17 protein-coding genes are annotated in these 20,445 nt (G+C 71.2%); 8 read left to right on the top strand and 9 right to left on the bottom strand.

The genetic code is table 11. The features are described from left to right. Nucleotides 1-60 precede the first annotated feature (60 nt). The 4 genes from I5071_RS05550 to I5071_RS05535 all read right to left on the bottom strand — a co-directional run bounded on the left by I5071_RS05550 (nucleotide 61) and on the right by I5071_RS05535 (nucleotide 4,314). Complete coding sequence (locus I5071_RS05550; RefSeq protein WP_053235322.1) at nucleotides 61-546, bottom strand: CarD family transcriptional regulator; 486 nt, start codon at nucleotides 544-546, stop codon at nucleotides 61-63. Between the two features lie 236 nt (nucleotides 547-782). Continuing rightward, complete coding sequence (locus tag I5071_RS05545) at nucleotides 783-1,775, bottom strand: hypothetical protein (RefSeq protein ID WP_236604339.1); 993 nt, start codon at nucleotides 1,773-1,775, stop codon at nucleotides 783-785. 5 nt (nucleotides 1,776-1,780) lie between these two features. After that, on the bottom strand, nucleotides 1,781-2,872 hold the full coding sequence (gene recA, locus I5071_RS05540) for a recombinase RecA (RefSeq protein WP_236604338.1): 1,092 nt from the start codon (nucleotides 2,870-2,872) through the stop codon (nucleotides 1,781-1,783). Nucleotides 2,873-3,066: 194 nt separating this feature from the next. Next, nucleotides 3,067-4,314 carry a competence/damage-inducible protein A gene (locus tag I5071_RS05535; protein ID WP_236604337.1) on the bottom strand — a complete coding sequence of 416 codons (1,248 nt, stop codon included), beginning with the start codon at nucleotides 4,312-4,314 and terminating at the stop codon, nucleotides 3,067-3,069. A gap of 102 nt (nucleotides 4,315-4,416) precedes the next feature. Here I5071_RS05535 and I5071_RS05530 point away from each other — a divergent pair, with 102 nt between their 5' ends. From I5071_RS05530 to I5071_RS05510, 5 genes are all read left to right on the top strand, one after another. Further along, the gene (locus I5071_RS05530) at nucleotides 4,417-5,865 is read left to right on the top strand and encodes a M16 family metallopeptidase (protein WP_236604336.1); all 1,449 of its coding nucleotides are present in this window, start codon (nucleotides 4,417-4,419) and stop codon (nucleotides 5,863-5,865) included. Then, the gene (locus tag I5071_RS05525; RefSeq protein WP_236604335.1) at nucleotides 5,862-7,391 is read left to right on the top strand and encodes a M16 family metallopeptidase; all 1,530 of its coding nucleotides are present in this window, start codon (nucleotides 5,862-5,864) and stop codon (nucleotides 7,389-7,391) included. The genes I5071_RS05530 and I5071_RS05525 overlap by 4 nt, the downstream gene beginning before the upstream one ends. A gap of 162 nt (nucleotides 7,392-7,553) precedes the next feature. Then, entirely contained in the window at nucleotides 7,554-9,389 is a 1,836-nt protein-coding gene (gene glmS, locus I5071_RS05520) for a glutamine--fructose-6-phosphate transaminase (isomerizing) (RefSeq protein ID WP_236604334.1), read from the top strand. Between the two features lie 16 nt (nucleotides 9,390-9,405). Then, nucleotides 9,406-10,116 carry a glycosyltransferase family 2 protein gene (locus I5071_RS05515; RefSeq protein WP_236604333.1) on the top strand — a complete coding sequence of 237 codons (711 nt, stop codon included), beginning with the start codon at nucleotides 9,406-9,408 and terminating at the stop codon, nucleotides 10,114-10,116. Between the two features lie 8 nt (nucleotides 10,117-10,124). Continuing rightward, the gene (locus I5071_RS05510; protein WP_236604332.1) at nucleotides 10,125-11,312 is read left to right on the top strand and encodes a glycosyltransferase family 4 protein; all 1,188 of its coding nucleotides are present in this window, start codon (nucleotides 10,125-10,127) and stop codon (nucleotides 11,310-11,312) included. A gap of 20 nt (nucleotides 11,313-11,332) precedes the next feature. On the opposite strand, the gene I5071_RS05505 is transcribed toward I5071_RS05510, so the two are convergent. After that, nucleotides 11,333-12,025 carry a LolA family protein gene (locus I5071_RS05505; RefSeq protein WP_236604331.1) on the bottom strand — a complete coding sequence of 231 codons (693 nt, stop codon included), beginning with the start codon at nucleotides 12,023-12,025 and terminating at the stop codon, nucleotides 11,333-11,335. A gap of 205 nt (nucleotides 12,026-12,230) precedes the next feature. On the opposite strand from I5071_RS05505, the gene I5071_RS05500 reads away from it, so the two are divergent. After that, complete coding sequence (locus I5071_RS05500) at nucleotides 12,231-12,437, top strand: YdcH family protein (RefSeq protein WP_236604330.1); 207 nt, start codon at nucleotides 12,231-12,233, stop codon at nucleotides 12,435-12,437. Between the two features lie 122 nt (nucleotides 12,438-12,559). On the opposite strand, the gene I5071_RS05495 is transcribed toward I5071_RS05500, so the two are convergent. The 3 genes from I5071_RS05495 to I5071_RS05485 all read right to left on the bottom strand — a co-directional run bounded on the left by I5071_RS05495 (nucleotide 12,560) and on the right by I5071_RS05485 (nucleotide 17,109). Next, on the bottom strand, nucleotides 12,560-12,940 hold the full coding sequence (locus I5071_RS05495; protein WP_236604329.1) for a hypothetical protein: 381 nt from the start codon (nucleotides 12,938-12,940) through the stop codon (nucleotides 12,560-12,562). A gap of 824 nt (nucleotides 12,941-13,764) precedes the next feature. Then, complete coding sequence (locus I5071_RS05490; RefSeq protein ID WP_236604328.1) at nucleotides 13,765-15,654, bottom strand: S8 family peptidase; 1,890 nt, start codon at nucleotides 15,652-15,654, stop codon at nucleotides 13,765-13,767. Between the two features lie 120 nt (nucleotides 15,655-15,774). Further along, nucleotides 15,775-17,109, bottom strand: a complete 1,335-nt coding sequence (locus I5071_RS05485; RefSeq protein WP_236604327.1) for a cyclic nucleotide-binding domain-containing protein — start codon at nucleotides 17,107-17,109, stop codon at nucleotides 15,775-15,777. 214 nt (nucleotides 17,110-17,323) lie between these two features. Between I5071_RS05485 and I5071_RS05480 the strand changes: the two genes are divergently transcribed. Together I5071_RS05480 and I5071_RS05475 are read left to right on the top strand one after the other, a co-directional pair. Next, on the top strand, nucleotides 17,324-18,526 hold the full coding sequence (locus I5071_RS05480) for a hypothetical protein (RefSeq protein ID WP_236604326.1): 1,203 nt from the start codon (nucleotides 17,324-17,326) through the stop codon (nucleotides 18,524-18,526). 45 nt (nucleotides 18,527-18,571) lie between these two features. Next, the gene (locus I5071_RS05475) at nucleotides 18,572-19,555 is read left to right on the top strand and encodes a CAP domain-containing protein (RefSeq protein ID WP_236604325.1); all 984 of its coding nucleotides are present in this window, start codon (nucleotides 18,572-18,574) and stop codon (nucleotides 19,553-19,555) included. A gap of 2 nt (nucleotides 19,556-19,557) precedes the next feature. Here I5071_RS05475 and I5071_RS46940 read toward each other — a convergent pair whose 3' ends face one another. Continuing rightward, a complete protein-coding gene (locus tag I5071_RS46940) occupies nucleotides 19,558-20,442 on the bottom strand; it encodes an SEC-C metal-binding domain-containing protein (RefSeq protein WP_419249641.1) in 885 nt (294 codons plus the stop codon). Between the last annotated feature and the right edge of the window lie 3 nt (nucleotides 20,443-20,445).

Below are 20,445 nucleotides of genomic sequence, written 5' to 3'. Positions count from 1 at the left end.
AGAGAAACGCCCACGGACCGCATGGTCCGTGGGCGTTCTGCGTTTCGGAGCGCTCGACGATCAGCTCGCCAGGATCCCCTGGATCTCCGCCTCGACGCGATCTTCCTTGCAGCGCCGCGCGAGCGCGAGCTCGGTCACGAGGAGGCTGCGCGCCTGATCGAGCAGGCGGCGCTCGCCGAACGAGAGATCCTTGTCCGACTTCAGGCGCGTCAGGTCGCGCAGCACCTTCGCCACCTCGACCGGCGATCCGCTCTTCAGCATCTCGACGTACTCGCGCTGGCGGCGGTTCCACGGCTGCGCGGTGACGGCGAACTTCGTGTCCTTGAGGACGGCGAGGACCTTGTCCGCCTCCTTCTTCGAGATCACGGCGCGGAGACCGATGCGCTGCGCGGCGTCGGTCGGGACCATCACCTTCATGCCGCTCTCGACGATCCGGAGGATGTAGAAGGTCTTCTTGTGACCGGCGATCTCCTTGGTCTCGACAGCCGTCACCTCACCGACGCCGTGATAGGGATGGACCGCCTTCTCGCCGACCTTGAAATCCATTCGATGACCTCCTCGGCACCCATCCCGAACCACGACCGAGGGCGGCCGTGCGCCCCTTCGACCGGGCGCCTGCGCGTCAGCCGGTGGGCGTAGGCGCAGGTCGGGCATTCCCGGGTGCGACCCCGCGGAGAGCCTCACGGTACGTGAGGGCAGACCGCGAGAGGCGCCATGGATAGCAGAATCCGGCTCTCCGGTCAATCGGCTAGTTTCGCAAAACATCCTGCGATTTCGCGCACTTATGGACTCGTCCGAGCACCCGTCGGGGTGCCGGCGTGCTCCGGCGTCCCGTCGACGAGCTCGGCGATCTCGGCCTCGAACAGCACTCGGAGCCCCGCCGCCAGGGTCGGAGCGGGGATCGTCGCGCGGAGCACGACGTGCTCGGCGTCCGCGTCGACCGTGAACGTCTCGAGCGCCGCGCTCATTCCGATCGCAACGCCGAGATCACTCGACGCGACCGATTCGAAGAGAGCCCGGAAATTCTGATCGGCGCCCGGCGGGAACTCCCCGCGCAGCTCGGCGACGACCCCGATGTCCGCATCGCCCCGGGGCGTACCGGTGACGAGCATCGCCCGCTCGCGCGCAAGCAGCAGCGCCACCCCCGATCCCGGCGGGAGCGCCAGAGGTCGCGGCGCGACGACGACCAACGGTGCGCCCCGGTGCGCCATCACGAGCGATGCGACCGGCTCGTCCGCGAGCGCCCCTCCCGCTTCGCCACGTCGGGCGCGACCGAGGATGTCGTCGGCGAGCTCCGGTGATCCGCTGATCACCGCGAGCACGTGATCCGCGAGCGCGACGAGGTCGCGCCGCGCGCCCTGGTAGTGACCGACGCGGCGCACGAACGGCTCGTCGGTGCTCGACTCGATCGGCAGCATGCGGTGGCCCATCTCCGCCACTGCGAGCGGCGCGGAGAATGGTCCTCGCACGAGCAACAGCGAGCCCTCGTTGCTCTCCGCCCAGACCAACTCCTCGATGCGCCGAGGATCGATCCCGGTGTGCTGGCGATATCGCTCGAGGTGCTCGTCGGGCGCGATCGCGTCGAGCACGTCGCGCGCAGCGCGCTCGCGGAGCATCTCCTCGGGCCGCGCGATCACGACGACCGACGCGTCGCGCGGAGCGAGGTCCACGAGCGCACCGTCCCAACGAGCGCGCTCCGGCGCAGGGACCGCGCGGCCCGTCGACGAAGACGCGCCGCACGCGCTCGCGATCGACATCGCGAGCGCGGCGATCACCACGCTCAGTTGCGCGCGCGCGAACGACGATCCGACCCGCCGTTCGGCTTCTCCTCGGAGGGCTCGCTCGGCGCTGCAGCTGCGCCGCCACGGCTGAGCCCGTGCTTCTCGAGGATCTGGTTCTCGACCCACGCCATCGTCTCCGGGTGCTGCTCCAGGTAGAGGCGCGCGTTGTCGCGTCCCTGCCCGATGCGCTCGCCCTGGCAGCTGTACCACGCGCCCGACTTCTCGATGATCCCCATCTCGGCACCGAGATCGAGCACGTCACCCGAGCGGCTCATCCCCTTGCCGAAGAGCACGTCGAACTCGCACTCGACGAACGGCGGCGCGAGCTTGTTCTTCACGACCTTCACGCGGACGCGGTTGCCGACCGCCTGATCGCCCGTCTTGATCGTGCCGACGCGACGGATGTCGAGGCGCTGCGACGCATAGAACTTGAGCGCGTTGCCGCCCGTCGTGGTCTCGGGCGAGCCGAACATCACGCCGATCTTCATGCGGATCTGGTTGATGAAGAACAGCGTGCAGTTCGACTTGTGCACCGTCGCGGTCAGCTTGCGGAGCGCCTGGCTCATCAGGCGCGCGTGCAGACCGACGTGCTGGTCGCCCATCTCGCCCTCGATCTCGGCCTTGGGCACGAGCGCGGCGACCGAGTCGACGACGATCAGATCGACCGCGCCGCTGCGCACCAGCGTGTCGGCGATCTCGAGCGCCTGCTCACCGTGATCGGGCTGCGAGACCAGCAGCTCCTCGGTGTTCACGCCGAGCTTCTTCGCGTACGAGACGTCGAGCGCGTGCTCGGCGTCGATGAACGCGGCGACGCCGCCCTGCTTCTGCACCTCGGCGATCGCGTGGAGCGTCAGCGTCGTCTTGCCGCTCGACTCCGGGCCGAAGATCTCGATGATGCGCCCGCGCGGATAACCACCGACGCCCAGCGCGATGTCCAGGGCCACCGAGCCCGACGGGATGATCGCGATGTCCTTGGTTTGCTCGGCATCTCCGAGGCGCATGATCGCGCCCTTGCCGAACGTCTTCTCGATGGTGCCGAGCGCGAGGCTCAGCGCCTTCTCCTTGTTCTCCTTGTTCGAGTCGGTCGCCATCTCGTCGTGCCTTCCCTTCGCGGCATCCTCTGCGATGCCGCTGGCCATGCAGTGCCCGGTGCGCGCGACCCGCCATTCGGGCGGGGCCGCGCGCCCATGCTGATATCTTGTTCAGTATGGATTGTCCAGAGGCCGAACCACTCCGGCCCCGAACGGAACGCCTGACGTCGCGGATGGGCGACGACTGACGCGGCTCAGCTGCGGCCGCGCGAGATCGCCGCGTCGGCGACCAGCTTCAGCGCGACGTACGACGCGAGCGTCCGGATGCGCTCGCGATCGCCGGGCAGGTTCATCGTGCGCGTGATCGTGGGACCGCCACGCTGCGCGAGCGCGAACCACACCGTGCCGACCGGCTTCGCGTCGGTGCCGCCGCCCGGGCCGGCGATCCCCGTGACCGCCACGCCGAGGTGCGCGTCGGCGCGCGCGAGCGCGCCTTCGGCCATCGCGCCCGCGACCTCCCCGCTCACCGCGCCGTGGTGCCGCATCAGCTCCATGTCGACGCCGAGCAGATCGTGCTTCGCCGCGTTCGAGTACGTGACCGCATCGAGCAGCAGGTACTCGGAGCTGCCGGGCACGCTCGTGACCATCGCGCCGATCATCCCGCCGGTGCACGACTCCGCGATCGCCAGCGTGAGCCCGCGATCGCGCAGCGTCTGTCCGACGTAGCCCGCGAACGTGTCGTCGGTCTCGCCGAACACCGCGTCGCCGAGCCGATCGCGCACCGTCTGCGCGACGCGGCGCGCGATGCCCTCGGCCTCGGCGTGATTGCCCGCACGCGCGAGCACCTTCACCTCGATCTCGGGGAACGACGCGCGATAGCCGAGCGTCACCGCGGGCTCGTTGTCCTCGATGCCCGCGAGCTTCTCGCCGACGACCGACTCGGGCAGCCCGAACGTGCGCAGTCGGATCTGATGCGTCGTGCGCTCGGCGAGCGACGCGATCGCGGGCTCGACGTGATCCTCGACGATGCGTCGCATCTCGACGGGAACGCCCGGCAGGAAGAAGATGCGCGCGCCGTCGAGCTCGATCGCGAAGCCCGGCGCGGTGCCCACCGAGTTGGGCAGGACCGTCGCGCCGATCGGGAAGTCCGCCTGCTTCTCGTTCGTCTTCGACATCTCGCGACCGAGCTTCGCGAAGCGCCGACGGATCGCGTCGAGCGAGGGATCGTGTCGCTCGAGCCCGACTCCGAGCGCCTGGGCCGCGGCGATCGTCGTGAGATCGTCGGTGGTCGGCCCGAGGCCTCCGGTCGAGATGATCACGCGATGCTTCGACGCGAGCGCCTTCAGCACCTCGACGATGCGCGGGACGTCGTCGTCGACGACGCGCAGCTCCTGCACTTCGAAGCCCAGCAGCGTGAGGCGTTCCGCGAGCCAGCTCGCGTTGGTGTTCACCAGCTCGCCGCGGGTGAGCTCGGTCCCGATCGAGAGGACGGCTGCGGTCATTTGAGGGACCGGGAAGACTCCAGCGTCCGAGCGGTTGGGTCAAGCCTCGTGGGCAAATCGTGCGCGCGGGTGTTAGGTAGGCCGCGAAGAGGAGGAGCCTTGATGACCGAACGACCGAAGCGCGCCGCGATGGCGGTCGCGTTCCTCGGCGCGACGGCCGCGCTGGTGGGAACGGCGTCGCATCTGACCCAGGTCGATGCGCAGGATCGCCCGACGAGCGCGCAGGCCGACGCCGCGCCGGCTGCGGCGGCGAGCTCTCCGCTGTCGCGCCTCGCGATCCGCCGCGAGCGACTCGACAACGGGCTGCGCGTGGTGCTGAACCCCGACCCGACGGTGCCCACCGTCGCGATCGCGGTCTACTACGACGTGGGCTCGCGCAACGAGGTCCGAGGGCGCTCGGGGTTCGCGCACCTGTTCGAGCACATGATGTTCCAGGGCTCGGCGAACGTGGCACGCGGCGAGCACTTCTCGTTGATCATGAACCGCGGTGGATCGCTCAACGGCACGACGAGCGAGGACCGCACGAACTACTTCGAGACGCTGCCCGCGAACGAGCTCGAGCTCGGGCTCTTCCTCGAGTCGGATCGCATGCGCTCGCTCGCGGTCAACGAGTTCAACTTCGACAACCAGACGCAGGTCGTCATCCAGGAGCGCCAGCAGAGCTACGAGAACCGGCCCTACGCGCTCTCGTTCCTGCGCATCAACGAGCTCGCGTACGGCGACTACTGGCCCTACGCGCACTCGACGATCGGCGACACGCAGGACCTCGTCGACGCGCCGCTCTCGGCGGTGCAGGAGTTCTGGCAGACGCACTACGCGCCGAACAACGCGGTGCTCTCGATCGCCGGCGACTTCGATCCCGATCAGGCGATGGAGCTCGTGCGGCGCTACTTCGGGAACATCCCGTCGCGCGAGGTGCCGCCCTACGCGCCCGGCGACATCGCGCCGCAGACCGCGGAGCGCACCGACACGATGCAGGACATGCTCGCGGACCTTCCCGCGTTCCACGTCGCGTTCCACATCCCGCAGTCGCGCGAGGCCGATCACTATCCGCTCGAGATGCTCGCGCTCGCGCTCGGCGATGGCGAGTCGTCGCGCCTCTACCAGGAGCTCGTGAAGCAGCGCGAGCTGGTCTCGGAGATCTACGTCGCGACCGACGATCGCCGCGGGCCCGATCTGCTGTCGATCTTCGCGCTCGTCGCGGAAGGACACACCGGCGCCGAGGTGCGGCCGTTCATCTACTCGGCGATCGAGCGCATCGCGCGCGAGGGCATTCCCGAGCGCGAGCTCGAGAAGCTGCGCAATCGCGTGCGCGCGTCGTTCGTGTTCGGCCTCCAGAGCAACCTCGATCGCGCGAAGAACCTCGCGGAGTTCGAGATGTACTGGGGCGACGCGGAGCTCATCCGCGCCGAGCTCGATCGCTATCTCGCGGTGACGAGCGACGACATCAAGCGCGTCGCGGGTCGCTACTTCGCGGAGACGAACCGCACCGTGCTCGACGTGGTGCCTGCGCCGCAGGCCGAAGAGAGCGCGGAAGGAGGTGCGCGATGAGGAAGCTGACGTCGCTCGCCATCGCGCTCTCGCTCGTCGCGTGCGGACCGAGCGCGCAGACCACGACGCCCGAGCCGGGCGCCGGTGGCGAAGGCGCCGAGCAGGCGCAGGCCGAGACGCCGCGCGTTCCGCCGCCTCCGTCGGGCCCCGCGCGTGACGTGCACCTCCCGCCGATCGCGCGCACCACGCTCGCGAACGGCCTCGAGGTGAACACCGTGCGCACCAACGCGCTGCCGCTCGTCTACGTGCGGCTCGTGGTGCGCAGCGGTCTCGCGTCGTCGCCCGAGCAGCTGCCGGGCCTCTCGCGCCTCGTCGCGAAGATGCTCAAGGAAGGCACGCGCCGGCGCACGAGCGCGCAGCTCGCCGAGCAGATCGAGTACCTCGGCGCCGATCTCTTCGTGGGCGACGATCAGGCCCAGGTGGTGCTGCAGGTCCGCGCGCTCTCGGAGCACCTCGACACCGTGATGGATCTGCTCGCGGACATCGCGCAGAACCCGCGCTTCGACGAGCAGGAGCTGCGTCGCCTCAAGGCGCGCGAGGCCGATCGCCTGCGCGTCGAGTACGCGGACGCGGCGACGCTCGCGCGGCGCGCCTTCTATCAGGCGGCGTACGGCTCGCATCCGTACGCGAACGTCGATCTCACGCCGCAGACGCTCGAGCGCGCGCGGCGCACCGATCTCGCGAACTGGCATCGCGATCACTTCGTGCCGAACAACGCGTTCCTCGTGGTCGCCGGCGACGTGACGCCGGAGCAGGTGCAGGCCGCGGCGCAGCGCGCGTTCGGTCGGTGGCGTCGTCGCGAGGTCGCGCAGGCGCAGCTGCCCGACGTGCCGCAGCGCACGCAGCGCGAAGTGCTGATCGTGCATCGCCCGGGCTCGGCGCAGTCGGTGATCGCGGTGGGCAACCTCGCGATCGCGCGCTCGCATCCGGACTGGGTGCCGCTCGAGGTCGCGAACCAGGTGCTCGGAGGCTCGGCCGCGTCGCGCCTCTTCAGCGATCTGCGCGAGCGGCGCAGCCTCACGTACGGCGCCTACTCGAGCGTCGACGAGCTGCCGATCCCGGGACCGTTCCGCGCGCGTGGCTCGGTGGGACGCGACCCCGAGCATCCCGACGTCGATCGCACGCCGGCCGCGATGGACGCGTTCATGGAGCACCTGCAGCGCATCGTCACCGAGGCGCCGCCGCAGGAAGAAGTGAACAACGCACAGCGCTATCTGTCGGACTCGTTCCCGCTGCAGATCGACACTGCGGGTCGCATCGCGGGCATGGTCTCGGACCTTCGCCTCTACGGGCTGGCCGACGACTACTTCGACACGTACCGCTCGGACATCCGCAACGTCACGCCGGACCAGGCGCTCGAGGCGGCGCGCGCCCACATCCGACCCGATCAGGCGCTCGTCGTGATCGTCGGTGACGCGGAAGTCATCGCGCAGCCCATGCGCCGGTGGGGCCCGGTGCGCGTCGTCGATCCCGACGGGCGCGAGATCTCGTCGTTCCCCGCGGAGGGCGCGACGCCCGCCGAATAACGCGGACAGCGCACGAATCCGCCGCGATCGGCGCGTTCGCTTCGCGCGTGCTACACGGGCCGGGGGTGCGGAATCGCATGCCCCGGCTCGTTCGTCTCGTGGGGGCCTATCTGTTCTCTCGCCGTCCCGCAGCACAGGACGGCCAACGGAGGAACGACGTTCATGTGCGGCATCGTGGGTTACGTCGGTGACGACGACACGGCTCCCATTCTCCTCGACGGCCTGCGCCGTCTCGAGTACCGCGGCTACGACTCGGCCGGCGTCGCGATCCACAGCAACGGCGAGATCAAGATCGCGCGCGCGGTGGGCAAGCTGCGCAACCTCGAGAAAGCGCTCGAGGAGAAGCCGCTCGCGGGCACGACGGGCATCGGCCACACGCGCTGGGCGACGCACGGACGCCCCACCGAGGTGAACGCGCACCCCCACCAGTCGGGCCCGATCGCGCTGGTGCACAACGGCATCATCGAGAACCACCTTTCGCTGCGCACCCGCCTGGTCGAGCGTGGCGCGAAGATCGTCAGCGACACCGACACCGAGATCGCCGCGCACCTCGTGCACGAGAAGCTGCGCGAGAACGGCAAGGGCCTCGAGGACGCGGTGCGCAGCGCGTTGCGCGAGATCCACGGCGCGTACGCGCTCGCGGTGCTGAGCAAGGACGAGCCGGGGCGAATCGTCGTCGCGAAGGCGAGCTCGCCGCTCGTGATCGGCATCGCGGACGACGCGAGCTACGCGGGCAGCGACATCCCCGCGCTGCTGCCGTACACGCGCAAGATGATCTTCCTCGAGGACGGCGACATGGCCGTGCTCGAGAAAGGCTCGGTCCGGATCACGCGCCTCGACGGCACCGTCGTCGAGCGCGCCATCAAGGTGATCGACTGGTCGCCCGTGATGGCCGAGAAGGCCGGCTTCAAGCACTTCATGCTCAAGGAGATCCACGAGCAGCCGCGCGCCATCGAGGACACGCTGCGCGGCCGCCTGGATCGCGAGCACGGCGACGTGCACGGCCACGAGATCGGCCTGAGCGACGACGACGCGCGCAGCATCAAGCGCGTGTTCCTGCTCGCGTGCGGCACGAGCCACCACGCGGCGATGACGGGCCGCTATTACCTCGAGTCGATCGCGCGCATCCCGACCTCGGTCGAGCTCGCGAGCGAGTTCCGCGGTCGCGAGCCGATGATCGGCGAGGGCGATCTCGTCGTCGCGGTGAGCCAGAGCGGCGAGACGATCGACACGCTGATCGCGGCGCGCGAGGCGAAGGAGCGCGGCGCGAAGATCCTCGCGATCGCGAACGTGATCGGCAGCGCGATCCCGCGCATGGCCGACGCGGCGTTCTACACGCACGCGGGCCCGGAGATCGGCGTCGCGTCGACGAAGTGCTTCTCGACGCAGCTCGCGAACCTGATGATGCTCTCGATCTGGCTCGGCAAGCGCCGCGGCACGCTCGACGAGGCGAAGGCGCGCGATCTGGTCGAGGCGATGGCGCGCCTGCCGCTGCTGATGCGCGACGTCATCCAGGGCACGCGCCAGCTCGTGTGCAACCTCGCGAAGCGCTATCGCGACGCGCGCGACGTGCTCTTCCTCGGCCGCGGCCTCAACTACCCGATCGCGCTCGAGGCCGCGCTCAAGCTGAAGGAGATCTCGTACGTGCACGCCGAGGGCTACGCGGCGGGCGAGATGAAGCACGGCCCGATCGCGCTGATCGACAGCGCGGTCCCGGTGTTCGTGCTGATGCCGAAGGATCGCTGGTACGAGCGCACCCACGGCAACCTGCAGGAGGCGAAGGCGCGCGAGGGTCAGGTCATCGCGGTCGCGACCGAGGGCGACGAGTCCGCGCACTCGCTCTCGCAGGACGTGATCGAGGTGCCCGACGTGCCCGAGGCGATCACGCCGTTCCTCACCGTGCTGCCGATGCAGCTCTACTCGTACTACGTCGCCGACTTCAAGGGCACCGACGTCGACCAGCCGCGCAACCTGGCGAAGACGGTGACCGTCGAGTAATTCGCGCGCCGTAGTCGTGCTGGAGAGCGCAAACGTCGCAGTCGTCGTCCCGGCGTACAACGAGGCGCGCCTCATCGCGCGAGCGCTCTCCGGGATCCCGTCGTTCGTCGATCGCGTCGTCGTCGTGGACGACGCGTCGACGGATGCCACCGCGCGCGAAGCAGCGCGCACCGGCGATGCACGCGTCGAGGTCGTCCGTCACGCGCGCAACCGCGGTGTGGGCGCTGCGATCGCGACGGGCACGCGCATCGCGTTCGATCGCGGCGCCGACGTCGCTGCAGTGATGGCGGGCGACGCGCAGATGGATCCTTCGGATCTCGAGCGCGTCGTCGCGCCGGTCGCGCGCGGCGAGGTCGACTACTGCAAAGGTGATCGGCTCTCGCACCCGAGCGTGCGCCGAACGATGCCGCCGCATCGCTGGATCGCGAACCACGTGCTCTCGCGGCTCACGCACCTCGCCACGGGGATCCCGGTGCGCGACTCGCAGTGCGGCTACGCCGCGATCTCGCGGACCGCGGCGCGCCGCATCGAGCTCGAGCGCATGTGGCCGGGCTACGGCTATCCGAACGATCTGCTGGGACGCGCCGCGGCCGCAGGGCTGCGCGTCGGCGAGGTCACGGTGCGCCCGATCTACGCCGACGAGGAGAGCGGCATCGGCATCCATCACGGGCTCATCGTGATCCCGCTGCTCCTCGCGCGCACCGCGATCACGCGGCACCTCTCGTGATCGTCGCGATGCCCGCGACGAGCTTCCCGACGTCGGAGCGCGACGTCTCGGGGCTCTTCGTGCTCGGCATGGCGCGCGCGCTCGCGGCACGCGGGCACGAGATCGAAGTGATCGCGCCCGCGCCCGATCGTGGCGATCCGTGGACCGATCCCGCACCCGGCGTACGCGTGCGATGGATCGACTACGCACGACCTCGCACGCTCCAGCGCACGTTCCATCGCGCCGGCGCGCCCGACAACCTCGCGCGCGATCCGCTCGCGTGGATCGGCGCGGCATCGTTCCCGATCGCGCTCGCCGCGGCGATGTCGTCGAGGCGATGGGACGCGATCGCGAGCCACTGGGGCGTGCCCTGCGGGCTGGTCGCGGGCGCGATGCGCGGCGCGGCGCGGCACGTCGCGTTCTTCCACTCGGCCGACGTGCACGTTCTCTCTCGCGCACCGCGCGCCCTCGCTCGCGCGATCGCCGATCGCAGCGACGCGCTGGTGTTCGTGAGCGAGCGATTGCGCGATCGATTCCTCGCGCTCGCGCCCGATGCACACGATCGATCGCACGTGATCGCGATGGGCGTCGATCCCGCTCCGACACTCGCGATGTCGCGACGCGAGCGCTTCACGCTGCTCGTGCTCGCGCGCCTCGTACCGGTGAAGGGCCTCGATCGCGCCATCCGTGCGATCGCGACGATGCCCGACGTCGAGCTCGTGATCGGCGGCGAGGGGCCCGAGCGCGCGCGCCTCGAGCAGACCGCGCGAGCCCTCGACGCGAACGTGCGCTTCCTCGGCATCATCACCGGCGACGAGAAGGCGCGCTGGCTCGCGGCCGCCGATGCGCTCGTCGCGCCTTCGATCGTGCTCCCGAGCGGACGCACCGAGGGCGCGCCCACCGCGCTGATCGAGGCGATGAACGCCGCGCTGCCGGTGATCGCGAGCGACGTCGGAGGTGCACGCGAGCTCGTCACCCACGAGCACGACGGCCTGCTCGTTCCGCCCGACGACGTCTGGGCGCTGCGCGCTGCGATCGCACGTCTGCGAGACGATCCCGCGCTCCGCGCGCGCCTCTCCGATCACGCATCGCGCTCCGCCTCGTCGCGCACCTGGTCCGCGCTCGCGCCGCGCTTCGAAGCGCTCTTGGCTCAGTCCAGCGGGGAGTGCTCGCCGGCGCACGGGAGCGTGCGGAGCACGCGGACGGCAGGGCCCTGAGCGGGCGAGCCGATTTTTCGTCAGGGCTCGATGCGGCGCGCCGACGCGGGCGGACGGAACACGAACGTCGACTCCGCGAGCGGCGGATTCTCGACCTGAGCGATCAGATCGAAGCGGTTCGTGTTCCCCGCGTGGTCGATGATCATCACGCGATGCACGCGCCCGCGCCGCCCCTCGGCGCGATCGACGTAGAGCCACACGCGCTCGTAGTGCGCGACCGGCGCGCTCGGCCGCAGCTCGATCACGCTGCCGACGAAGCCCGTCTGGCGCGCATCGACGAGCCGCGCCTGCACCGCGTCCTCGGGCAGGTCGACGCCCATCAGCAGCCCCAGCGCGATCGGCATCGCGTCCTCGGACGCCGCTTGCTCGTAGTACTGCCCCGGCGCGGGCTCGGGCTCGTACGAGACGATCCGCGTCCCATCGCTCGCGAGCACGCGCCCTCGCGGCACGTCGTAGTCGATGCGCAGTCGACCGGGACGCTGCAGCGCGATGCGCCCACGCCAGCGATCGTCGCGCTCGTGGAATCGATGATGGAAGCGCTGCTCGAAGCGCGCGCGCAGCCCACGCAGCGCGCCGTAGCGAGCCCGCACCTCTGCGAGCACCACGGTCGCCTCGTCGGCATCGCCGGACTGCCCGCGGGCGATTCCCGCGGTCGCGAGCAGCGCCGCGAGCGCGAACGAGACGAGGAACTTGGGCCCGGGGCGTGTCGACACGATGACGCGATTGTTTCCGTGAAGATGCGCGAGAAACGTCGGAGGGGCTTGTTGATCCGGCGCGTGACGGCCAGTAGGATGTGCGATCGGTTCGCCTGTTCTTTGTGCGCCGGTCCTACTGTCGCTGCCAGCCGGGTTCCGCTGCTCGCTCGTGTGCTCGAAGCTCTTCCTTAGAGGTTCGTGATCACCGTTACATGGAGGTCCCATGGCGAGGTCGCAGTCGCGTCAGGTCGATCCCCTCAAGGAGCTGGACCGCCTCGAGAGGCGTCATAAGAAGCTCAAGGAGCGCGTCGCTGAGTACGAGGCTCGGATGTTCCTCACCAACACCGAGCAGCTCGACCTGGCGAAGCTCAAGAAGCAGAAGCTCGCGACCAAGGATGCGATGGAGAACCTACGGGTCCCGTCGAGCTGACTGACTGACGCACCCGGGCCCCGAGGACGAAGGGCTCGGAGCCGACGAGACAGACGCGTTCGCGAGGAGAACCGGGCCCGCCGCATCCTGCAGATGCCGCGGGCCCTTTCGTTTTTCGCTCGTCAGTCCGCGGCGACGGGCGGGGGGCGATGGCTCAGCGGGTCGACGGGCTCGAGCTCGGCGCGCGTGCGGGCGAGCAGCTCGCGCTGCTCCTCGCGCAACCCGCGTCCGTTCTCGCCCGCGACTTCCTGCGCGACCTCGAGGTAGTGAAGCGCTTCGAGCCGGTGCCCGAGCCGGTACTCGGCCATGCCGCGGAGGTAGAAGTACCGAGCGCGCATCGGCTCGTCCATCGAAGGCGCGACGTCCTCGAGGTCGACGAGCCAGGTGCGCGCGGCGTCGAAGCGAGCCTGGTCGTACGCCTCCTCGGCGCGCCGCATCTCGGATGAGGTCGCGGCACACGCGCCGAGCGCGAGCGCCAGGATCACGGCGAGAGAGCGTCGCATCGCGCGCGGAGCATACCCGAGCACGGGGGGAATGCGCGATCCCGAGGCCACGTTGCAGCCCTCGACACGGTCTTGGCACCGGAGCAGCAGAAGCATACAATCTCAGGGACAACGCAATCCGCGCGTGCGCTCGAAGCGCGGAGAGCACGAAGAGAAAGAGCGCGGAGCCGCTGCCACGGCCCCGCGCTCGGAAGAAGAGACGCGAGCGAAGAAGAAGAGCGAAATCAGCGAAGGAAAAAGGCGCGTCGGACATCGACGCGAAGCAAATCAAGACGGTTCCGAAGCAAGAAGAGCCGCAAGCGAAGAGCGAACGCAGTAGAAGGAAAGGCGAAGCGAAGCGAGCCACCGGGCGCGACCCCGCCGGCCAGAGCAGCGGTCGCGAACGGAACGTGAAGCAGACGTCGAGGAGCTCGGCGCGAGAGGCTCGAACCGCGAACCCGAACGCCAGCGAGATCGATCGAAGGAGCCGTCTCGCGCGGAACAGCCGAGGAACCGCGAGTCGGACGAAGCTGGAAGCCGCGAGCAGTCGAGAGCCGGAACGAATCGAAGGAACGGCAGTCGAGTCGAAGGAACGAAGCGCGGCGGAACGTGAAGCAGAAGGGCGGGAGCGAGTCTTCGGGCTCGCTCCCGTCGTCGTCCGAGGCGTGCTAGCAGAGAGCCTGCCAGCGCGCGGACGTTTTCACGGCGCGCTCGACACCACGTGTTTTCCTCGACGAAATGCGCGAGCCCCGGTGACGCCGAATGGTCACCGGGGCTCGATGCATGACATCCCTGTCGCGGTCGGCCCGGCCTCGCACAGGGCGTGGCCGGGCTTGACACCAATGTCAGCGAGACTGGCGCGCGACCTGACGACCGAGCCAGAGCGCGACACCGGCGTTGAGCACGAGCCAGGGGCCCGCGAGCCAGCCGGGGAGCAGCGCGATCGCAGTCGTCGGAGCGAGCGCCTCGACGAGCAGGAACGCGGCGGTGCCGAGGCACAGACCGACGAGCAGCGGCTGCATCTTGCGGAAGTGCAGCATCAGCGCGACCGCCGCGAGCGGCACCAGCGCGCTCATCGCGAGCAGCGCGGTCCAGCGACCGCCGAGGTGCGCCGCGGTGCCGGGGCCGCCACCGGCGAGCAGCGACTCGAGCCCACCGAGGCCGGGCACGAGGTGCCACGGCAGCGCGCCCAGGCCGCCCGCGAGGACGACCGCGAGCATCGTGGCGCCGGCGATGCCGACACCGAGCTTGCCGCGCCGGCGGAGCCCGACGAGCACGCCGAGACCGAGCAGGGCCGCGAGCGCACCCCGCGCTGCGCCGGTCTCCTGCGACGCGCGCGCGAGCGCCGCGTTCGCCTGGACGAGGCCGGCCGCGTAGCGGGTGCGATCACCGAGGTCCGTCGCGGTCGAGGTCAGCACGCGCTCGACCGCGTCGGGATCGGTCACGCCGGCGCCGACGATGAGCGCCGCGACACCCGCGACGTGCGGCGCCGCCATCGACGTCCCCTGGTACGCGACGTAGTCGAAGCGGCGCGGATCGCGGCCGACGAGCGTGTTCTGCAGCACACCGTCGGGCATGCCGTCGCCGTTCTGATCGACGCGGGTGTCGCCGCCGGGCGCGACCACGTCGAGGCCGCGGCCGTACGACGAGTAGAACGAGAGCGTGCGATCGAAGCGCACCGCGCCGACCGCGATCACGTGGTCGTGGCGCGCCGGGTACTCGACGGTGCTGCGCGACGCGTTGCCCGCCGCCGCGACGACCACGACACCCTTCTCGTGCGCGTACTCGATCGCGCGCTCGACGGTGCGCGAGCGCATGCCGCCGCCGAGCGACATGTTGATCACGTTCGCGCCGTGATCGGCGGCCCAGCGGATCGACGCCGCGATCGCGCCCCACCCGCCCGCGCCGTTCCGGTCGAGCACGCGGAGCGGCATGATCGCCGCCTCGGGCGCGACGCCCGCGACGCCGAGCGCGTTGTGCGTGCTCTGCGCGATCGTGCCCGCGACGTGCGTGCCGTGGCCGTGCTCGTCGTCGGGCTGCGCGTCGTCGTCGACGAAGTCCCAGCCCTCGACGAAGCGGGTGCGCGCGAGATCGGGCGCGCGGAGGAAGCGATCGCCATCGCGGTACGCGACACCGGTGTCGATCACCGCGACCACGACGCCCGCGCCGCGCGCACGCGTCCACGCCTCGGGCATCCCGATCTGATCGAGGTGCCACTGGAAGCGGTAATAGGGGTCGTCGGGCGTGAAGCGGCGCTCGCCGTCGGTCGCCGCGGGCGGCGCCTGGTTGCTGGGGATGAAGCCCAGCTCGGTCTCGGGGAGCGACCACGTGCGCTCCACCTCGACGCCCTCGACGAGCTCGTTGCGGCCGAGGCGCGCGAGCACGTCGCTCACCTCGCTCTCGGGCGCGCGCACCCGGAAGAGCTCCGCGTCGTCGCTCAGCATCTCGCCGAGGCCCTGGCCCCATGCGAACGGCGCGATCGCGCTCGCGAGCTCGCGCGCGACGGCCTCGCGATCCTCGAGCGACGCATCGTCCTCGAGGTCCACCAGCAGCGCGCCCGTCGCGGGGTCCGCGACGAAGGGATGCGCGCTCGGGAGCGCGGCCCGCTGCGACGGGCACCCCGCGGCCGCGGGGCACCGCATTCCGGAACGCGCGAGCACGGACGCGAGCACCAGCGCGACGACGGCGATCCCGAAGATCACCTTGGCCCAAGGGAGCGTGCGGGTGGACGGCATGATGATCTCCAGTATGGGCGCCGCGGAGCGACGCTCGCTACACGACGACTGGGACCTTCATACTGTTTCACGCATTGGCGAGTGGGCGCACGGCCTACCCGTGGCGTGACGCCACGCGCGTCACACCAGGACGAGATCCTCGAGGTCGAGCTCCTCGGTCCCTTCGCTCGTCTCGAGCAGGAGGCGCGTGTCGAGCTGGCGCTCCTCGCCGAGCTGGCTGATGTACTCGCGGATCTCGGGGAACGCGGCGACGAGGCGCTGGAAGATGTCGCGTCCGAGGAAGAGCACGGTGCTCTGGCGCGCAGCGGTGACGGTCGCGGTCGCGGGCTCGTCGTTGAGCAGCGAGATCTCGCCGAACACGTCGCCGGGCTTGAGCGTGGCGAGGAGGATCTTGCTGTCGCCGTCGATCTTCGAGACGTCGACCTCGCCCGAGAGCAGCACGAAGAGGCCGCGGCCGGGCTGGCCCTCGGTGATGATCGGCACACCGGGCCCGACGTCGTGCGCGGTGAAGCGACGCACCAGGTCCATGCGCTGCTTGCGGTCGAGCGGACGGAACAGCGGCGAGGTCTGGAGGAGGTTCTGGAGCAGGCGCTCGCGCGTGAACTTGTCGAGGGCGACCGCGAGGGTGGCGACGTCGCGGGAGAGCGCGGCGAGCGCGTCGCGGTCGAACTCGAGGAGATCGGCGTCGGTGGACGCGCGCACGGTCGCGGAGCGGGGCGCCGCCGAGACGAGCGCCATCTCGCCGAAGATCGCGCCCTCGTGGAGCGTCGCGAGCACGGTGTCGCCGCCGCCTGCTTCGGGGTGCTGCGCGAGCTTCTTCGTGACCTGGACCTCGCCGCGGGCGATGACGAAGAAGCTCTGGCCGGGCTCGCCCTCCGCGAGGACGACCTCGCCGGGGCGGACGCGGCGCAGCTTGAGCGCGGGGAGGAGCGCCCGGAACGCATCGCCGCGGAGCTCGCTGAAGAGCGGAATCGGCGGCAGGCGCTCGGGGAACGCGGCGCCTGCAGTGTCGGCGGCCACGCGCTCGGCGTGGGGCGCGAGCTGGTCGAGCGGGATCTGTCGCGCGAGGTCGAGCGTCTCGGGGACCAGCTGGTCGGGGTCGCCGGGCGCGAGGCGCACGCCGCGGCCGAGGCGGGGCGAGTCGACCGAGTAGAGCTCCGCGAGCGGGGCGAGCAGCGCCTCGAGCTGCGGCTCGAGCGCGGTGAGCACCTTGAGCGCGACCAGCGCACGGAGCGGGTAGCCGGCGTGCGTCGCGTAGCGGGCGAGCGCGGTGTAGACGACGGCGGCGCGCTGTACCTCCCCGAGCGCCAGGAGGCTGTCGGCGACGCGAAGCCGGGCGTCGAGATCGACGGGCTGCAGCTGCACCAGCGCGCAGTACGCGTGGAGCGCGGCGTGGGCATCGCCGGCGAGGAGGCGAGCGTCGGCGTGGGCGCGGAGGTCGCGGAGCGTTCGCATGCGGGCGCGATGGTAACGCGCAGCGCGGCGAGGCGGTGGGCTCAGCGAACGTCACCGTTCAGGGGCATCAACGGGACCGCTGGGAGCGCGACGCGGAAGCGGGTAACATGAGCGACCCGAGAGAGGGCACCGCGACCCGATGGAGACGTGCACGCAGTGCCGCGCCTCGTTGAGCGTGGGGGACGAGCGATGTCCCTCCTGCGGGGCTCTGCGCGTGCCGGTGGAGTCCGAGCCGCCGCCGCGCGACGCCGCCGAGTCGGACGAGCCCCCGCCGGTGCCCGCGGGGACGTGGGCGAGCACGAGCGAGATCGAGAGCGAGCCGCCGCCCTCGCCGCTGCGCAGCACCGGGGATCCCGACACCCGGCGGATCCGGAAGATCTCGCGCGAGCAGGAGGCGAGCCCCGAGCCCGAGCCGGCCGCGGCGGCCGCGCGCGAGGCGTCGCGCCCGGTGCGGCGGATGCGCGGGGAAGCGGCAGCGCGAGGTCGTGCTCGCGGGCTCGCGATCGCCACGGCGGCGGAAGAAGAGCAGGACCGGAGCGACGAGCCGGCGCGGCCGGCGGCGCGGGTGGTGGCGTTCCCCACGCGGGCGGCGGATGCCACGCCCGTCCAGAGCGCGAGCGCGTCGAGCTCGGGGATGCGGGCGCAGAGCGCGCCGGTGGGGCCGCCGCAGTGGCTCGCGTCGGAGCTGCTGCGCGAGCGGCCGGCCGCCGAGCCGATGGCGTGGACATCGCGCGCGCTGGCGCTGGTCGCCGGGGCCGGAGTGGTCACGGCCGCGATGACGCTCGGCGCCGGAGAGACGATCCACCTCGGGCTCGCGGGGCTGGGCGCGGCGATGGGGCTCGCGGCGATCGCGCCGCTCCGGTTCGCGATGCGGGCCGGGGCGTTCGCGGTGCTCGCATCGGTCGGGCTCGTGGTGGCGACGATGGCGCGCAGCGGGCCCGACGGCGTCGAGGGGCTCGCGACGATGGGCACCACGCTGCTCGCGGCCGCGCAGCTGCTGCGCTGGCAGAACCGGGGCTCGCGCTTCGCGCGGGTCGCGATGGGCGTGGGCATCGCGGTGAGCGCGTCGTGGCTGATCCTCGACGGTGGGCTCGACGCGATGGTCGTGCGCAGCAGCGACGTCGTGGCGTGGCTCGGGCCGGCGGTGCGCGCGCTGATGCTCGTCGTGCTCGCGCTCTCGCTGCTCGGGTTCGTCGACGATTCGAGCGACAGCGGGTGCCGCGTGTGGCCGTGGGTGGTGCTCGGGTGGAGCGCGCTCGACGGCATCGTGTCGAGCGTCGCCGGCCCCGCGTGGAGCGCGGTGGGCGCGGCGACCACGCCGCTCTTCGCCGCGGTCGCGGCGGTCGGCTGGATGCAGGTCTGGGCGACCACGCCAGGCCTCGGACGCGAGAGCGGGCGCGCGAAGGGCGACGGCTAGAGCGCTTTTCTGGCGTGGGGCTCGACACCGGACGAGCATCGACGGATGCGCGCCGCCCTCGCCTGCTCGATCGTCGTGATGCTCGCGGCTCCTGCTCTCGCCAGCGCGCAGCGCTGCGAGGACGACGTGCTCGCGGAAGCCGCGGCGTCGGTGCTGATGCACGGTGGCGATCCGACCGGCGCAGAGCTGCTCGCAGCGGCGCGCGACGCGGGCTCGGATGCGCCGACGGTGCATGCGCTCGCGATCCACGACGGCGACGAGGGTCGCGTCGGGCCCTGGCTGGAACGGCTCGGCGAGCGGTTGCGCGCGCCGGTGGTCTGCGGCGAAGCGCGGCGCGACGAGCGCTGGCTCGTGATCGCGGCGCCGCGCGCGGGTCGGCTGGTCGACGAGGGGAACGAGCGCTTCCGCATCGAGCTCGGCCCAGGGTTCGCGGATCCGATGGTGTTCGTCGAAGATCCCCACGGGAACGTCGAGCGGGTGGAGCCCTTCGAGGGGCGCGCCGACGTGCCCTCGGATCTCCAGCGGCCGGTGCGCGTGCAGCTGGTCGCGCGGGGGCCGGACGGGCCGCGTCCGGTCGCCGAGCGCCGGATCGGCGGCGAGGAGGACACGCGGCGCCGAGTGTCGGGGGATGACGAGCCGCTCGACGCGCGAATCGAGGCACTGCGCACCCAGGCGCAGGTGTCTCCGCTGCGCCCGCATCGCGTGCTCGCGTCGGTCGCGCAGGCACACGCCGAAGCGGTGTGCCAGGCGAGACGCGCGGCCCACGAGCTCGAGCGGGGGCGCGATCCGCGGGCTCGGGCGCGCGAGCGCGGGATCGAGGCGCGCCACGTCGGCGAGGTGATCGCGCGCGGCGCCGACGTGGCGGGCGCGTTCCTCGCGCTCACCCGGAGCCCCTCGCACCGGAGCGCGCTCGTCGATCGCCGTTTCACCGACGCCGGCGCGGGCATCGCGACCGACGACGCAGGGCGCGCCTGCGTCGTCGTCGTGCTCGCCGCCTGGCCGCGCCTCGTGGTCGGCGCGAGCCGCTGAGCTCAGCCCTGCGCTTCGTCGACGCTCTTCGCCTCGGGGGCGACGGCGTCGAGCGCACCTTCGCTCTGCTGGTCGGTGCGCATGTGGCAGTTCTTGTACTTCTTGCCGCTGCCGCAGTAGCAGGGGTCGTTACGGCCGACCTTCGGCTTGTCGCGACGCACCGTCTCGACCTTCGGCGCCGCGGCCGCCGCCGCCGCCTGCTGCGCCGGCACGTGGGTGCGACCGCCACGCGCCGCCGCTGCGGGCACACCCGCCGCTGCCGCACGCGCACCACCGCGCGCCGCGCCGATCCCGCTCGAGCTCGCGACCGGCTGCGCGCCCGCGCCCGCGTTCGTCGCAGCGGCCGCGATGTGCTGCTCCATGATGCGGCGCTGCTGGGCCTCGACCTCGCGGCGGCGCTGCTCCTCGAGGCGGCGCACGTCCTCCTCCCGCATGACCTGGATGCGGAACATCGAGTACGCGACCTGCGCCTTGATGCTCTCGGTCATGCCGACGAAGAGGTCGTAGCCCTCCTTCTTGTACTCCTTCTTCGGATCGCGCTGGCCGTAGCCGCGCAGGCCGATGCCGTCGCGCAGCTGGTCCATGTTCGTCAGGTGGTCGAGCCACTGACGATCGATCTCGCGGAGGTAGAAGTTGCGGAACGCCGCGAGCAGGTTCTCGGGGCCGATCTCCTTCTCCTTCTTGAGGAGCACGGCCTCGCCGTCCTTGTAGAGACGCTCCGCGAGGTCCTCGACGTCGTGGAACTTCTCGACGACGCCCGCCTTGAGCCCGAACGTCTCCTCGTACGACTTGCGCAGCCCGTCGAAGTCCCAGTCCTCCGCGTGCTTGTTGGGAGGACACGTGCGTTCGACGAGCTTGCCGACGATGTCGTCGACGAGGTCGAGCATGCG

Origin of the sequence: Sandaracinus amylolyticus, from assembly GCF_021631985.1 — a bacterium.
In the GTDB taxonomy this organism is placed as follows: Bacteria; Myxococcota_A; Polyangia; order Polyangiales; family Sandaracinaceae; genus Sandaracinus; species Sandaracinus amylolyticus_A.
The sequence above is the reverse complement of the archived record's forward strand: the minus strand, read 5'-3'. Positions and strand labels throughout refer to the sequence as shown.